We start from the raw sequence: 14,530 nt of genomic DNA, 5'->3' as shown, positions 1-14,530 counted from the left end.
CGCGAGCAAGCCCGCTCCCACAGAGGTACGCGGCTGACCCCGGATTTTGTGAGCACCGCAAAACCTGTGGGAGCTGGCTTGCCTGCGATGCACACAACGCGGTCTGGCTGGCGCACCCCGGGGATGCTATCGCGAGCAAGCCCGCCCCCACAAGGGCTCAGTCAGGCGGGAGCAAGGGTGGCCAAGGGCGCTTCCGGTGCCTGCGGTTCCTTGAGCAACGCAAAGTAGGCAAAGGCCGAACACGCCGCCACCACCGCACTGATCACAAATGCCGAGGAAAACGAACCGCTCTGCTGCACGCTGAATCCAGTCAGGATCGGCGCTATGGAACCTGCCAGGTAACCGCCAAAGTTCTGGATCGAGCCAAACGAAGCCACACGCTCCGACGGCACAATGGTGTTGACGATCATCCACGCCGTGGCACTGGAGATGTTGATAAAGAACATGGTCAGGCACAGCAGGATCACGCACGCCACCACGTTGGTGGTAAAGGCCACAATCAGCGTGAACAGCGCCCCGCCCAGCAGCCCCAGAATCACCATCAGCTTGCGGCTGGCCAATACCCGCATGCCTCGCGCCACCAGTCGATCACAGCATTTACCGGCCACAATGGTGCCCAACGCGCCAAACAAATAAGCCAGCGATACCACCCAGGCCGTGCGATACAGATCCAGACCGTGCTCACGCTCAAAATAACCGGGCAACCAGGTGAGATTGAGCCAGATCATGTAAATCACACCCATAAACCCGAGGAACGCCCCCCAGGTGTTGCGATCCCTGAACAACGAGGTCCAGCGCACTTTCGGTGCCTTGACCTGTTGCACCGGCACCGGTTCCGCACGGCCTGTCTCGGCCATGTATTGCGCTTTGCTTTTGTAGAACTTGAACCAGCACACCGCCAGTAGCAGGCCCATCACGCCGGTAAGGATAAACATCCCGCGCCAGCCCAGATGCACCATGAACACGGTCAGCAACGGCGGCGCCAGGCACGGGCCGATACAGGTCGAAGACCACACCCAGCCGGTCGCCGTACCGCGCTCCTGGGTATCGAACCACTCTGACAATGCCTTGGCCGCCGAAGGAAACACCGGCGCCTCACCTATCCCCAGCAACACCCGCAAGCCGACCAGATGGCCATAGCTGCTGAACAGGCCGAAGGCCGCCTGCGCAACCGACCACACCACCAGCGATCCACCCAGTGCCAGCTTGCTGCCCAACTTGTCGATCAAGGCACCAAGAGGCAGTTGTGAAAAGGCGTAGGCAATGGAGAACGCCGAGAGCATCACCCCCATTTGCATCGGGCTGATGGCCAGGTCTTTCTGGATGGTGGTGTTGGCGATGGATAAGGCGCTGCGGTCAAGGTAGTTGACCACGCCAATCAGGAACAGGAAGAAGATCGTCAGCGTCTTGTAGCTTTTTATTGTTCTCATACGCGCCTCTCATGAGCGGTTGCGCCCCTACCCGACAGGTGGGGCGACGCTCACTTTAGAGGGCGGTTTGGCCTGTGCCCAATTACATCATTCCATCAGTTAATAACCGCGCGTTATCAAGGTGTCTGGCGAGCACCGCGCAGGGCATCGGGACCACTTAACAAGGCGTCGATAAAGGCTTTTGCCGACCACTGCGGGACATCGTTGCGCCGGGTAATCACCCCGTAGTCAGCCAGCACCAGCGGAAACGGCAAGGCCAGGCGGGTCAGGCGCCCGGCCTGGATTTCCGGTTCGACCATCGACTCGGCCAGCATCGCCACCGACGGCGTGGTTTGCAGCAGTTGCATGGTGGTCTGCAAGGACACGGTTTCGACGGTGTTTTCCGGGGTCTGCATGCCTGCTTCGACGAAGGCTTTTTCCACCCGCGCGCGCATCGGCGTGCCCGTCGGGTAAATCACCCACGGCCAACTGCCCAAATCCGCCAGTGGCACTTCACTGGCCCCGGCCAGCGGGTGCTGGCTGCCCGTAACCAGGCACAACGGCTCCGGCGCCAGCGCCTGGAATTCAAACAACTCACGATGACGATCGAGGGTAAAACGGGCCACCACCAGGTCCAGTTCCTTGTGTTCGAGCAAGGTCAGCATATTGGCACTGGTGCCCTCAAGCACTTGCACGGTGAGCAACGGCCAGTCCTGCTTGACCCGCACAATGGCAGCAGGCACGGCCAGGGCTGTGGCCGCATAAATGGTGCCGACCTTGATCAGGCCATGCCCACCCTGGCGCAGATGGTTGATCTGGCTGACAAACTGACCGGTGTCGTTCAACGCGATCTGGGCAAAACGGGCCACATGGCTGCCCAGATCGGTAAGGGTCATGCTGCGCGGCAAACGGGCAAATACTTCGAAGCCCAGCTGGTGCTCGATTTCGCGCAACATCTTGCTCACGGCTGGCTGGCTGATGCTCATTTCCTGCGCAGTCGCATGCATGTTTTGCGTGCGCGCCAGGGTGTCGATCAGCACCAAATGGCGAAACCGCAGCCAGTTGCACAACTGGTTAAATCCGACATCCGCCATCCGATAACCCCCGGTTATTAAGACCTGAGAATATCTCATTGGCGATTATCGCAAAGCAATATTAGTGTGCAGCTGTTGGGCCAAATAATAACAACGGACTTTCGTCATGAACCTAGCCAACAAACGTGTGCTGATAACTGCTGCGGCGCAAGGCATAGGCCGCGCTTCGGTACTGGCCTTTCGCGATGCGGGCGCGCAGGTCATCGCCACCGACCTGCATGTCGAAGCCCTGCAAGATATCCCCGGTATTCAAGTCCTGCCCCTGGACGTGACCCAAGCTTGCGCCATCGATGCCATCTGCCAGCAGCTGGGCGCTATCGACGTGCTGTTCAACTGCGCAGGCTATGTGCACAGCGGTGCCCTGCTGGAGTGCGACGAGCAGGCCTGGCAATTTTCTTTCGACCTCAATGTCACCGCCATGTACCGCATGATCCGCGGCTTCCTCCCCGGCATGCTGGAAAACGGCGGCGGCTCGATCATCAACATGGCTTCGGTGGCCTCCAGCGTCAAAGGCGTGCCCAACCGCTTTGCCTACACCGCCAGCAAGGCTGCGGTGATCGGCCTGACCAAATCGGTCGCCGCCGACTACGTGCGCCAGGGCATTCGCTGCAACGCCATTTGCCCCGGCACGGTGGACTCCCCTTCGCTACGCCAGCGCATCGCTGAACAGGCCCTTGAGCAAGGGCGCTCCGAAGCTGAGGTCTATCAGGCCTTTGTTGACCGCCAGCCCATGGGCCGCATCGGCAGCGCTGAAGAAATCGCACAACTGGCGCTGTACCTGGCCAGCGATGCCAGCAGCTACACCACCGGCACCGTCCAGGTGATCGATGGCGGGATGAGTAATTAAGCATTTTGTGGGAAACCCTGTGGGAGCGAGCCTGCTCGCGATGCAGGCACCTCGGTGTTTAAGTGGCACCGCATTGATGCATTCGCGAGCAGGCTCGCTGCCACACTAGATTTATTTCCATGCACCAAAGGAGCTTTTATGAAACTGCTGCGCTACGGCGATAAAGGTCAGGAAAAACCCGGCCTGCTCGATGCCCAAGGCAATATCCGCGATTTGTCGGCGCATATCACCGACGTTGCAGGCGCTGCGCTGTCAGCCGCAAGCCTGGAAACACTGAGCAAAATCGACCCCGCCAGTTTGCCGCTGGTCAGCGGTTCGCCACGTATCGGCGCCTGCGTCGGCCAGGTCGGCAAGTTTATCTGCATCGGCCTGAACTACGCCGACCACGCTGCCGAGTCGGGCCTGGCGGTGCCGTCGGAACCGGTGGTATTCAGCAAATGGACCAGCGCCATCTGCGGTCCCAACGACAACGTGGAAATCCCCCGCGACTCGACCAAAACCGACTGGGAAGTCGAGCTGGGCGTGGTGATCGGCAAGGGTGGACGCAATATCGATGAACATAACGCCCTGGAGCACGTGGCCGGATACTGCGTGATCAACGATGTGTCGGAGCGCGAATGGCAGATCGAACGTGGCGGCACCTGGGACAAGGGCAAGGGCTTTGACACCTTTGGCCCCCTCGGACCATGGCTGGTGACCCGTGATGAAATCAGCGACCCGCACCAGCTCGACCTTTGGCTTGAAGTCGACGGACAGCGCTACCAGAACGGCAACACCCGCACCATGGTCTTTAAGATCCCGGCCCTGATTGCTTACCTGAGCCGCTGCATGTCGCTGCAACCGGGCGACGTGATTTCCACCGGCACACCGCCGGGTGTGGGCCTGGGGATCAAACCAACCCCGGTGTACCTGCGCGCAGGCCAGGTCATGCACCTGGGCATCAGCGGCCTTGGCGAACAGCGCCAGCTCACCGTACAGGCCGACTGACTTCACGCTCACACAACTATAAGAAAGGGTTTTACACATGCGCATTCTGATTACTGGCGGCACCGGCTTTATCGGCAAACAACTGGCCCAGCGCCTGCTCGACATGAACAGCCTGACCTTTGAAGGCCAGGCGCCTCGCACCATTGAGCGCATCGTGTTGTTCGACGCCTTTGCCGGCGAAGATGTGCCGAGCGACCCGCGCATCGAGCTGGTGACCGGCGATATAGCCGACCCCGATGTCATCGCCCGCGTCACCGATGGCGTGGACCTGGTGTGGCATCTGGCAGCCGTGGTCAGCTCGGCGGCCGAAGCGGATTTCGACCTGGGCATGCAGGTCAACCTGCACGGCCTGATGCTGCTGCTCGAAACCCTGCGCAAGCAAGGCAACGCGCCGCGCTTCGTCTACGCCAGCGGTTTTGCGGTATTTGGCGGCGCCCTGCCGCCAGTCGTTGATGACAACACCGTGCTTACCCCGCAATCGTCCTACGGCATGCAAAAAGCCGTAGGCGAATTGCTGGTCGCCGACTATGCGCGCAAAGGCTTTGTCGACGGCCGGGTGCTGCGCCTGCCAACCGTGGCTGTACGCCCCGGCAAGCCGAACAAGGCGGCCTCGACCTTCTTCAGTTCGATCATCCGCGAGCCACTGGTGGGCCTGCCTGCCGTATGCCCGGTACGCCCGGATACCCAGGTTTACCTCACCTCGCCGCGGCGCATTATTGAGTCGATGCTGCTGGGCATGACCCTGTCGCCAGAAACCCTGGGCAACCAGCGCATTATCCCGTTGCCGGGCGTGACCACCACCGTGGCCGACATGGTCGCGGCGCTGCAACGGGTGGCCGGTGATGACGTGGTCAAACTGATTCGCTGGGAGCCCGACGCGACTATCCAGCGTATCGTCGAAAGCTGGCCGAGCAAGGTAGAAGCCCCCCGCGCCCGTGCCCTGGGCTTTACCGCCGACGCGGACTTCGATGCCATCGTGCGCGCACATATCGAGGATACGGCCGGCAAATAACCCACCACTCCCTTGTGGGAGCGGGCTTGCTCGCGATCAAGGCGACGCGGTGCAACTGAAGCCCCGCAGCGATCCCATCGCGAGCAAGCCCGCTCCCACAAAAAGCCCTGTCTCACCCAAATGCTGCAACGCTCACGCTACTCACAACAATAAAAACTGAGGTCGTGCCACATGACTACTCCACTCACCGATGTCTCGGACATCGAACAACAGACAATCAAGCGCGTGACCAGGCGCATGATTCCTTTTCTTGTACTGCTGTTTGTGGTCGCCTTTCTGGACCGCAACAACGTCGGTTTCGCCGCACTGCGCATGAACGAAGATATCGGCATCAGCCAGACCATTTATGGCCTGGGCGCAGGTATTTTCTTCCTCGGCTATTTCATGTTCGAAGTGCCGAGCAACATTTTGCTGCACCGCTATGGCGCCCGTGTATGGATCGCGCGGATCATGGTGACCTGGGGCATCATCGCCGGCGCCATGGGCTTCCTGCAGACACCCATCCACTTCATTTCCCTGCGCGTGCTGCTGGGTATTGCCGAAGCCGGGTTCTTCCCTGGCGTGATCTATCTGCTGTCGCTGTGGTTCCCGAGCCGCTATCGCGCACGCATGATCGCCTCGTTTTATCTGGGCGTACCCATCGCGCAAATCATCGGCGCACCGCTGTCGGTGGGCCTGATGGAGATGGGCGATGCCTGGGGCTTTGTCGGCTGGCGCCTGATGTACATCGTCGAAGCCGTACCGGCGGTGATCCTCGGTGTGGTGTGCTACTTCTACCTCACCGACCACCCGGCCGATGCCCACTGGCTGACCGACAAACAGCGCACCTGGCTGATCAACACCCTGGCCCAGGAAGAGCGCAACAAACCGCTGGTGGTGGGAGTGCAACCGACCAAGGGCCAGATGATCCGCAAGGCCCTGTGCAACCGCCAGGTATGGCTGCTGGCACTGGTGTATTTCGGCATCACCTCGGGCTCCAACGCGATGAACTTCTTCATGCCAACGGTTCTGGCATCGTTCCGCGGTACCTTCGGCCTGGAAATCGGCCTGATGCAGAACGGCCTGATCACCGCCATTCCCTATGCCGTTGCTGCTGTGGCGATGATCTGGTGGAGCCGGCGCTCTGACCGCCTGCAAGAACGTCACTGGCATGCCGGCGGTGCCGCCATGCTCGCGGCAGTGTCGATTGCCGTGGCGCTGTGGCTCAACCAGCCGTGGATCATTGTCATCGGTTTCATTCTGCTGGCGATGGGCGTGTACAGCGCCATCAACGTGTTCTGGGCAGTCCCCGGGCAAGTGCTGACCGGTGTCGGCGCGGCCGTGGGCATTGGCCTGATCAACTCCATCGGCAACCTCAGCGGTTTTATCGGCCCTTACCTGACCGGCTACCTGTTCACCGTGACCGGCAGCTACACCCCGGGGTTTCTGGTGATCGCCGCACTGGTTGGCCTGGGTGGCCTGGGCATGGTGCTGATGCCGCGCAATAAAGAATCGCAAATTGGCGCCGCACTGGCCCCTGCCACTGGAGGAAAAGCATGAACCTGCCAAGCGTAGCCTTTATCGGTACCGGGATCATGGGCCTGCCCATGGCCCGCAACCTGCTGCACGCCGGCTTCCCGGTGCGGGCCTGGAACCGCTCGCGGGGCAAGTTGCAGGCGCTGGCAACACTGGGGGCGGCGGTTGCGCCGACCCCGGCAGGCGCGGCAGACGGTGCTCAGGTGCTGATCTGCATGCTCAGCGATGGCCCAACCTGTGACGAGGTGCTGTTTGGTGAAAACGGTGCCGCCCTGGCACTGGCACCGGGGGCACTGGTGATCGTGATGAGTTCGATCCCGGTCGACACCGCCGTTGAACAGGCGCGGTTGTGTGCCGAACGCCGCCTGCGCTACCTCGACGCCCCGGTGTCGGGGGGCGAGCGCGGGGCGCGAGAAGCCAGCCTGGCAATCATGGTTGGCGGCGAAACGGCCGCCTTTGAGCAGGGCCGCGAAGTACTGGCCGCCATGGGCCGCCCGGTGCACGTCGGCCCGGCGGGCACCGGCGAGTTGTCCAAGCTGGTCAACCAGTTGATCGTCGCCAGCACCATCGCCACCGTCGCCGAAGGCCTGCTGCTGGCCGAGCGCGGTGGCGCCGACCCGGCGAAAGTCCACGAGGCGCTGATGGGCGGTTTTGTCGACTCGCCGATCTGGCGCCAGCACGGCCAACGCATGCTGAACAACGATTTCACTCCCGGTGGCCCGGCCAAATGGCAGCTCAAGGACACCCGCACCGCCCTCGCCCAGGCGCAGAAGCTGGGCCTGGACCTGCCGGTCGGCCGCCTGGTGGACAGCCTGTTTGCCGCCATGGTCGAGGCCGGTGACGGCGAACTCGACCACGCCGGACTGATCCGCCAGTTGCGCCGCAACAACCCATTGCCTGAATAAAATAATCAGCCGGAGCCTGCCATGACCGATTCAACCCCACGCCGCCTGCGCAGCCAGCTGTGGTTCGACGACCCAAGCCACGCCGACCTGACCGCACTGTATGTGGAACGCTACATGAACCAGGGCCTGACCCGCGCTGAACTGCAATCGGGGCGGCCGATTATCGGCATCGCCCAGACCGGCAGTGACCTGACGCCCTGCAACCGCCATCACATCGAACTGGCCAAGCGGGTCAAGGACGGCATTCGCGATGCAGGTGGCATCCCGATGGAGTTTCCGGTACACCCGATTGCCGAGCAGTCGCGCCGCCCCACCGCGGCCCTCGACCGCAACCTCGCCTACCTGGGCCTGGTCGAGGTGCTGCATGGTTACCCGCTGGACGGCGTAGTGCTGACCACCGGTTGCGACAAAACCACCCCGGCCTGCCTGATGGCAGCGGCCACCACCGACCTGCCTTCCATCGTGCTGTCCGGCGGGCCGATGCTCGACGGCTGGCACAAAGGCCAGCGCATTGGTTCGGGCACCGTACTGTGGCATGCGCGCAATCTGCTCAGCGCCGGCGAAATCGATTACGAAGGCTTTATGACCCTGACCACCGCATCATCGCCGTCCGTGGGTCACTGCAACACCATGGGCACTGCGCTGTCGATGAACGCCCTGGCCGAGGCACTGGGTATGTCCCTGCCCGGCTGCGCGAGCATCCCGGCACCGTACCGCGAGCGCGGGCAAATGGCCTATGCCACCGGCATGCGCATCGTCGACCTGGTGCGCGAAGACGTACGCCCCTCCCAGATCATGACCCACGCAGCCTTCGAAAACGCCATTGCCGTGGCCTCGGCGCTGGGCGCATCCACCAACTGCCCGCCACATCTGATTGCCATCGCCCGCCACAGCGGTATCGAGCTGTCACTGGAAGACTGGCAGCGCGTCGGCGAAGACGTGCCCTTGCTGGTCAACTGCATGCCCGCCGGCGAGTACCTGGGTGAAAGCTTCCACCGCGCAGGCGGTGTACCGGCGGTGATGCATGAACTGGACAAGGTCGGCCGCCTGCACCGCGACTGCCTCACGGTCAGTGGCCGCAGCATGGGTGACGTGGTTGCCGACTGCGTCACCGGCGACCGTGACGTGATCCGCTCCTACGAAGACCCGCTGATGCACCGAGCCGGTTTTATCGTACTCAGCGGCAACTTCTTCGACAGTGCCATCATGAAAATGTCAGTGGTGGGCGAAGCCTTTCGCAAGACCTACCTCAGCGACCCGTTGCAACCCAACAGCTTCGAAGCGCGGGCTATTGTGTTCGAGGGCCCGGAAGACTACACGGCGCGGATCAACGACCCTTCGCTGGACATCGACGAGCGCTGCATTCTGGTGATTCGAGGCTGCGGCACCGTGGGCTTCCCCGGCAGCGGCGAGGTCGTGAACATGGCGCCACCTTCCAACCTGATCAAGGCCGGGATCGACTCCCTGCCCTGCATGGGTGATGGCCGCCAAAGCGGCACCTCGGCCAGCCCGTCAATTCTCAACATGTCCCCGGAATCTGCGGTGGGTGGCGGTCTGTCGTTACTGCGCACCGGCGATCGCCTGCGCGTCGACCTCAACGCGCGCAGCGTCAACCTGCTGGTGGACGAAAGCGTGCTCAACGAACGCCGCCAGGAACCGCTGCCACCGCTGGCCCCGTCACAAACTCCGTGGCAGGAACTCTACCGCCAACTGGTCGGCCAGCTCTCCACCGGCGGCTGCCTCGAACCGGCCACCCTGTACTGGCGCGTGATCCCGGAAAACGGCCCGCCCCGTCACTCCCACTAGACACGACAAACACATTACCTGTGGGAGCGAGCCTGCTCGCGAAGCAGACACTGCAGATGGTCAGCCAACCCGTGGTGACTTGATCGCGACCAAGCTCGCTCCCACCAAGCACTCTTTTCAAGGATCACGTATATGCAAACGCTGCAATTGACCATAGAAAACACCCTGCCCGATGACTGGCAGCGCGCCACCCTGGTCGGTCGCGTGTGGTTGCCCGGCGAACGTGGCGGCCCGGCCGTGGTGGTGATTCGTGACGGTGAAGTAATCGACTGCACGGCCCACTTCCCCACCCTGAGCCTGCTGCTCGATAGCGACAACCCGCTGCAAGCCGTGCGTGAAATCCGCGGCACCGTATTGGGCACGATCCAGGCCTTGCTGGCCAACAGCGGCGAGCAGCGCGACATGGGCAAACCCTACCTGCTGGCCCCGGCAGATCTGCAAGTGATCAAGGCGGCGGGTGTGACTTTTGCTGCCAGCATGATCGAACGGGTGATCGAGGAAAAAGCCGGAGGCGATGCCCACCGTGCCGAAGAGGTTCGTGCCCTGGTGCACGAAGTGATTGGTAATAACCTGCGCGACCTGCGCCCCGGCTCGCCAGAAGCCATGCGCCTCAAACAAGTGCTGATCGAACAGAACATGTGGTCGCAGTACCTGGAAGTGGGTATCGGCCCCGACGCCGAAATTTTCACCAAGGCACCGATCCTCGCTGCTGTGGGCAGCGGCAGCGCCATTGGCATCCACCCCGGTTCAAGCTGGAACAACCCGGAGCCGGAAGTGGTGCTGGCGGTAGACAGCCAGGGCCGGATCCACGGCGCGACCCTGGGCAACGACGTCAACCTGCGCGACTTCGAAGGTCGCAGCGCGTTACTGCTGAGCAAGGCCAAGGACAACAACGCCTCCTGTGCGCTGGGGCCCTTTATTCGCCTGTTTGACGAACACTTCAACCTCGACGACGTGCGCCATTGTGAAGTGACCTTGCGTGTTGAAGGTGTCGATGGCTACGTGCTGAACGGCAAAAGCTCAATGAACCAGATCAGCCGCGACCCGGCGGACCTGGCCGAACAGACGCTCAACGCCAACCACCAGTACCCGGACGGTTTTGTCCTGTTCCTGGGTACCCTGTTCGCTCCTACAGAAGACCGCGACCAACCGGGCCAGGGGTTTACCCATAAGGCCGATGATGTTGTAAGCATCTCGTCACCGACACTGGGAGCGTTGCACAACCGCGTGACCGGCAGCGACCAGGCGCCACAATGGGCGTTCGGGGTCAGTGCACTGATGAAGAACCTGGCGGGCCGCGGGCTGCTCGGCCAGGCCTGACTGGCTGATTGAAAGCCACAAAAAAGGCCCCGCCTGTTCAACAGTGCGGGGCCTTTGCGTATCTGGTGTCCCAGGCGGGGTTCGAACCTGCAACCTTCCCCTTAGGAGGGGGATGCTCTATCCAATTGAGCTACTGAGACAAATAACGGCGTGCATGGTAACGGGCATGCCTGGGTTTGTCATGTCGTGAGTGGTCTTTTTAACTGTAAGACAGCGGCCTAAACAGACTTTTTTTGCCTCCGATGAGCGGTACGAGGTTGCGATCGACTGCACAGCACAGGCAAGGCTCAGGCGACCATCGTGCAATTTGCACTACATCAAAAAGCCATCATTGCAAAATGCAATTAAACACTCTTGAATATACGGCTCAACTCGCTGTTTTATAAGGTTTTTTAGCCTTGTTACAGTTGGCACGAAGACTGCTCTATTAACAGTATCCCGTCCATGCTCTCAGAGATGACCGCCATGAACAGCACGCTACTACTGTTAAACACCCTCGCGCTGGCCGTATTGCTGGTTTTTCATTTTCTGCCCGAGCCCGTTTCGGCCGAGCAGCCTGTTGAAATGACGGCTACCTTCAACAAACCGCGGCCACAGGTTGCGGTGATGAAAGAGACCAGCCGCGTGACACCTCGTCTGGCTGCCAACCAGCCCGTCGCCGACCAGGCACCTGCGGGTGAACGCTGGGTCTTTTGAAAGCACATTGAGAGATGGGTAAGAAATCATGTCCAAAATCGCTTTGGCTCTGTTAATGCTGGCACTGTCGAGCCTTGCCCTGGATGTATTCACCAGTAACGAATTTGGCAATCTGCCCTTGATCGCCGCCGCGGTGTTTTTCGCTTGCTGGCTGGTGGCGCTGATGCTTGGTCGCAGGTTCAAGTTTGACCCGCAATTGCGCTGAAACTGCCCATAGGCAAGGGGGAAAACCCATTAATTTGCTGGGTTAATCGCTAAGCCACCCATTCGAGTGTATATTTTTAACAAGACCTACTGGCATAACGCCTTTATCCGGTTCAATATTTGTCACAGAATTGACGCCAGGGAAGTGGCAGATTTGAGGCATGATGCGCGCCTCTTAGCAATTCAGGTTGAACATTTGGCTATAAGGACGGTCTTAAACACATCCTGCGGCCAATTCCCGAGAACCGCTCCCCTGAACTAACCGGTTAACTAAAATGCGCCCATTGAAACAGGCAATTTACTCCAGCCGCACGGCTGACAAGTTCGTCGTTCGCCTGCCAGACGGAATGCGCGAGCGCATCGCCGAAGTGGCTCGCAACCATCACCGCAGCATGAACTCTGAAATCATTGCTCGTCTCGAGCAAAGCCTTATCCAGGAAGGCGTTCTGGGTGATGAGCTCAGCATGCGCCTCGACAGCCCCGAGCTTTCCCTGCATGAGCGTGAGCTGCTGCAACGCTTCCGCCAGTTGTCACACCGCCAGCAAAACGCCCTGGTATCACTGATTGCTCACGATGCTGAAGCAGCCTCTGAAGAATCCTGATTTAACCCAGGCATAAAAAAAGCCAGCAAATGCTGGCTTTTTTTATGGGCGCTGTTCGCGCCCTGTACAGAATGATCAAAGCAGGAAGATAGTTGCCAGCCCCAGAAAGATGAAGAACCCGCCACTGTCGGTCATGGCGGTGATCATCACGCTTGCGCCCATGGCCGGATCACGCCCCAGCCGGGCCAGCGTCATGGGTATCAATACCCCCATCAGTGCTGCCAGCAGCAGGTTGAGGGTCATGGCTGCGGTCATCACCACGCCGAGCGACCAGCTGCCATACAGCAGGTAGGCCACAACACCAATCACCCCACCCCACACCAGACCATTGATCAGGCCCACGGCGAGCTCCTTGCGCATCAACCGCGAAGTGCTGCCGGTGTTGACCTGATCCAGGGCCATAGCGCGCACGATCATGGTAATGGTCTGGTTGCCGGAGTTACCGCCAATACCGGCCACGATGGGCATCAGTGCTGCCAGAGCCACCAGCTTTTCAATCGAGCCTTCGAACAGGCCAATCACCCGCGAAGCAATAAATGCCGTGACCAGGTTGACTGCCAGCCAGGCCCAACGGTTACGCAGGGACTTCCACACCGAGGCGAAGATGTCTTCTTCTTCTCGCAGACCGGCCATGTTGAGAACTTCGTTTTCACTCTCTTCACGAATCAGGTCGACCATTTCATCGATGGTCAGACGGCCGATCAGCTTGCCGTTCTTGTCGACTACGGGGGCCGAAATCAAGTCATAACGTTCAAATGCCTGAGCAGCATCGTAGGCATCTTCGTCCGGGTGAAAACTCACCGGGTCGTTGGCCATGACCTCAGACACTTGTTTTTCAGGGTCGTTGACCAGCAGACGCTTGATCGGCAGCACACCTTTGAGCGCACCGTCATAATCGACCACAAACAGCTTGTCGGTATGGCCCGGCAACTCCTTGAGGCGACGCAGGTAACGCAGCACGACTTCAAGGCTGACATCCTCACGGATGGTCACCATCTCAAAGTCCATCAAGGCACCGACCTGGTCCTCGTTATAGGACAGTGCGGAGCGCACGCGCTCACGCTGCTGGCCATCCAGGGTCTCCATCAGCTCATGGACGACGTCTCGCGGCAGCTCGGGAGCCAGGTCAGCAAGTTCGTCGGCGTCCATCTCCTTGGCGGCTGCCAGGAGCTCGTGATCGTCCATGTCGGCGATCAGGGTTTCACGCACCGAGTCGGATACTTCGAGCAGGATGTCGCCATCGCGATCAGCCTTGACCAGCTGCCAGACCGTCAGGCGGTCGTCCAGAGGCAATGCTTCGAGGATATAGGCAACGTCTGCGGAGTGCAGGTCTTCCAGCTTGCGCTGGAGTTCAACAAGGTTTTGCCGATGGACCAGGTTCTCGACCCGGTCATGGTGATGGCCTTCCTGACGATGAGTCAGATCTTCGACCACACGCTGGCGATTAAGCAGCTCAATAACTTGAGCAAGGCGGCTTTGCAGGCTTTCTTGGGTTTTCTTTACTTCAACTTCGGTCATAGGCGAACTCCACTCCCAGCAGCAGGGCACGCCGGAAGGATCAATCAGTCAATTCATGATTGGTAAAGCGGGATGCTGAGTTACTACTGGGTAAGTCCATGGAGGTATTCCACAAGCCCCGGCGGGGCTGACGGGCGCAATCATACACGGCTTGAAAATTAATGACGCAAAAATCTTGGAGATAACAAAAGCTTGCGAAAAACCGCCAGACGGCGCCTGCGCACTGCTTGTGCGACGAAGGATGAGTTGCACAGGGCACAACTCAAAGCTGAAATTCAACCTTGTAGCCGTTGACGAGCAGGGACAAGAACCAGAATAAACACAAGACAAGTCGCGAGGATGACAGCAATAGCCAAATCGCAGATAACAAAAAGCCCGCACAATGTGCGGGCTTTTTGATGTTTGGTGCACTCGACAGGATTCGAACCTGTGACCGCTCGGTTCGTAGCCGAGTACTCTATCCAGCTGAGCTACGAGTGCAGGTTGTGTTTGTTAAACCAGACCACCGCTGGCTGAAGCAAAGCCAACTGCCGGGGCAATTGACTCTTAAATGGTGCACTCGACAGGATTCGAACCTGTGACCGCTCGGTTCGTAGCCGAGTACTCTATCCAGCT

Annotated in this window: 13 protein-coding genes and 2 tRNA genes; 10 read left to right on the top strand and 5 right to left on the bottom strand. The window is 60.2% G+C overall.

The window, feature by feature from the left end; all coding sequences use genetic code 11:
- Window positions 1-161: 161 nt before the first annotated feature.
- Both QN377_RS22005 and QN377_RS22000 read right to left on the bottom strand, forming a co-directional pair.
- Window positions 162-1,430, bottom strand: coding sequence for an MFS transporter (locus QN377_RS22005; RefSeq protein WP_095019226.1), 1,269 nt, complete (start codon window positions 1,428-1,430; stop codon window positions 162-164).
- Between the two features lie 116 nt (window positions 1,431-1,546).
- Window positions 1,547-2,503 (bottom strand): LysR family transcriptional regulator, encoded by a 957-nt coding sequence (locus tag QN377_RS22000; protein ID WP_095003378.1) that lies wholly within the window; start codon window positions 2,501-2,503, stop codon window positions 1,547-1,549.
- Between the two features lie 106 nt (window positions 2,504-2,609).
- Here QN377_RS22000 and QN377_RS21995 point away from each other — a divergent pair, with 106 nt between their 5' ends.
- The 7 genes from QN377_RS21995 (at window position 2,610) to QN377_RS21965 (ending at window position 10,895) form a co-directional block, all read left to right on the top strand.
- Window positions 2,610-3,350, top strand: coding sequence for an SDR family oxidoreductase (locus QN377_RS21995; RefSeq protein WP_095019225.1), 741 nt, complete (start codon window positions 2,610-2,612; stop codon window positions 3,348-3,350).
- Between the two features lie 138 nt (window positions 3,351-3,488).
- Window positions 3,489-4,337, top strand: coding sequence for an ureidoglycolate lyase (locus QN377_RS21990; protein WP_095019224.1), 849 nt, complete (start codon window positions 3,489-3,491; stop codon window positions 4,335-4,337).
- Between the two features lie 37 nt (window positions 4,338-4,374).
- Complete coding sequence (gene denD / locus QN377_RS21985) at window positions 4,375-5,349, top strand: D-erythronate dehydrogenase (RefSeq protein WP_095019223.1); 975 nt, start codon at window positions 4,375-4,377, stop codon at window positions 5,347-5,349.
- Between the two features lie 171 nt (window positions 5,350-5,520).
- Complete coding sequence (locus tag QN377_RS21980; RefSeq protein ID WP_095003374.1) at window positions 5,521-6,888, top strand: MFS transporter; 1,368 nt, start codon at window positions 5,521-5,523, stop codon at window positions 6,886-6,888.
- A complete protein-coding gene (locus tag QN377_RS21975; RefSeq protein ID WP_095019222.1) occupies window positions 6,885-7,769 on the top strand; it encodes an NAD(P)-dependent oxidoreductase in 885 nt (294 codons plus the stop codon). The genes QN377_RS21980 and QN377_RS21975 overlap by 4 nt, the downstream gene beginning before the upstream one ends.
- Before the next feature lie 21 nt (window positions 7,770-7,790).
- Window positions 7,791-9,575: an IlvD/Edd family dehydratase gene (locus QN377_RS21970; RefSeq protein WP_095003372.1), complete on the top strand. Its 1,785-nt coding sequence runs from the start codon at window positions 7,791-7,793 to the stop codon at window positions 9,573-9,575.
- A 132-nt stretch (window positions 9,576-9,707) separates the two neighbouring features.
- Window positions 9,708-10,895: a fumarylacetoacetate hydrolase family protein gene (locus QN377_RS21965; RefSeq protein ID WP_095019221.1), complete on the top strand. Its 1,188-nt coding sequence runs from the start codon at window positions 9,708-9,710 to the stop codon at window positions 10,893-10,895.
- A gap of 63 nt (window positions 10,896-10,958) precedes the next feature.
- On the opposite strand, the gene QN377_RS21960 is transcribed toward QN377_RS21965, so the two are convergent.
- Window positions 10,959-11,035, bottom strand: a tRNA-Arg gene (locus QN377_RS21960).
- 325 nt (window positions 11,036-11,360) lie between these two features.
- Between QN377_RS21960 and QN377_RS21955 the strand changes: the two genes are divergently transcribed.
- The 3 genes from QN377_RS21955 (at window position 11,361) to QN377_RS21945 (ending at window position 12,397) form a co-directional block, all read left to right on the top strand.
- A complete protein-coding gene (locus QN377_RS21955) occupies window positions 11,361-11,591 on the top strand; it encodes a hypothetical protein (RefSeq protein WP_095019285.1) in 231 nt (76 codons plus the stop codon).
- 28 nt (window positions 11,592-11,619) lie between these two features.
- On the top strand, window positions 11,620-11,796 hold the full coding sequence (locus QN377_RS21950) for a PA3371 family protein (RefSeq protein ID WP_165446519.1): 177 nt from the start codon (window positions 11,620-11,622) through the stop codon (window positions 11,794-11,796).
- Window positions 11,797-12,070: 274 nt separating this feature from the next.
- Window positions 12,071-12,397: an Arc family DNA-binding protein gene (locus QN377_RS21945; protein WP_016782142.1), complete on the top strand. Its 327-nt coding sequence runs from the start codon at window positions 12,071-12,073 to the stop codon at window positions 12,395-12,397.
- A 75-nt stretch (window positions 12,398-12,472) separates the two neighbouring features.
- On the opposite strand, the gene mgtE is transcribed toward QN377_RS21945, so the two are convergent.
- Together mgtE and QN377_RS21935 are read right to left on the bottom strand one after the other, a co-directional pair.
- On the bottom strand, window positions 12,473-13,915 hold the full coding sequence (gene mgtE, locus QN377_RS21940; RefSeq protein WP_016782141.1) for a magnesium transporter: 1,443 nt from the start codon (window positions 13,913-13,915) through the stop codon (window positions 12,473-12,475).
- 403 nt (window positions 13,916-14,318) lie between these two features.
- Window positions 14,319-14,395: transfer RNA gene (locus tag QN377_RS21935), tRNA-Arg, on the bottom strand.
- Window positions 14,396-14,530 lie beyond the last annotated feature (135 nt).

The sequence above is a fragment of the Pseudomonas sp. CCC4.1 genome (assembly GCF_035019225.1).
Taxonomy (GTDB): Bacteria; Pseudomonadota; Gammaproteobacteria; order Pseudomonadales; family Pseudomonadaceae; genus Aquipseudomonas; species Aquipseudomonas bubulae.
This window is presented reverse-complemented; position numbering and strand designations above follow the sequence as displayed.

Coding starts and splice junctions, on each gene's coding strand:
- QN377_RS21945 (WP_016782142.1), top strand. CDS start 12,071: ATGCGCCCATTGAAACAGGCAATTTACTCCAGCCGCACGGCTGACAAG.
- QN377_RS22005 (WP_095019226.1), bottom strand. CDS start 1,430: ATGAGAACAATAAAAAGCTACAAGACGCTGACGATCTTCTTCCTGTTC.
- mgtE (WP_016782141.1), bottom strand. CDS start 13,915: ATGACCGAAGTTGAAGTAAAGAAAACCCAAGAAAGCCTGCAAAGCCGC.
- QN377_RS21950 (WP_165446519.1), top strand. CDS start 11,620: ATGTCCAAAATCGCTTTGGCTCTGTTAATGCTGGCACTGTCGAGCCTT.
- QN377_RS21990 (WP_095019224.1), top strand. CDS start 3,489: ATGAAACTGCTGCGCTACGGCGATAAAGGTCAGGAAAAACCCGGCCTG.
- denD (WP_095019223.1), top strand. CDS start 4,375: ATGCGCATTCTGATTACTGGCGGCACCGGCTTTATCGGCAAACAACTG.
- QN377_RS21965 (WP_095019221.1), top strand. CDS start 9,708: ATGCAAACGCTGCAATTGACCATAGAAAACACCCTGCCCGATGACTGG.
- QN377_RS22000 (WP_095003378.1), bottom strand. CDS start 2,503: ATGGCGGATGTCGGATTTAACCAGTTGTGCAACTGGCTGCGGTTTCGC.
- QN377_RS21970 (WP_095003372.1), top strand. CDS start 7,791: ATGACCGATTCAACCCCACGCCGCCTGCGCAGCCAGCTGTGGTTCGAC.
- QN377_RS21980 (WP_095003374.1), top strand. CDS start 5,521: ATGACTACTCCACTCACCGATGTCTCGGACATCGAACAACAGACAATC.
- QN377_RS21955 (WP_095019285.1), top strand. CDS start 11,361: ATGAACAGCACGCTACTACTGTTAAACACCCTCGCGCTGGCCGTATTG.
- QN377_RS21995 (WP_095019225.1), top strand. CDS start 2,610: ATGAACCTAGCCAACAAACGTGTGCTGATAACTGCTGCGGCGCAAGGC.
- QN377_RS21975 (WP_095019222.1), top strand. CDS start 6,885: ATGAACCTGCCAAGCGTAGCCTTTATCGGTACCGGGATCATGGGCCTG.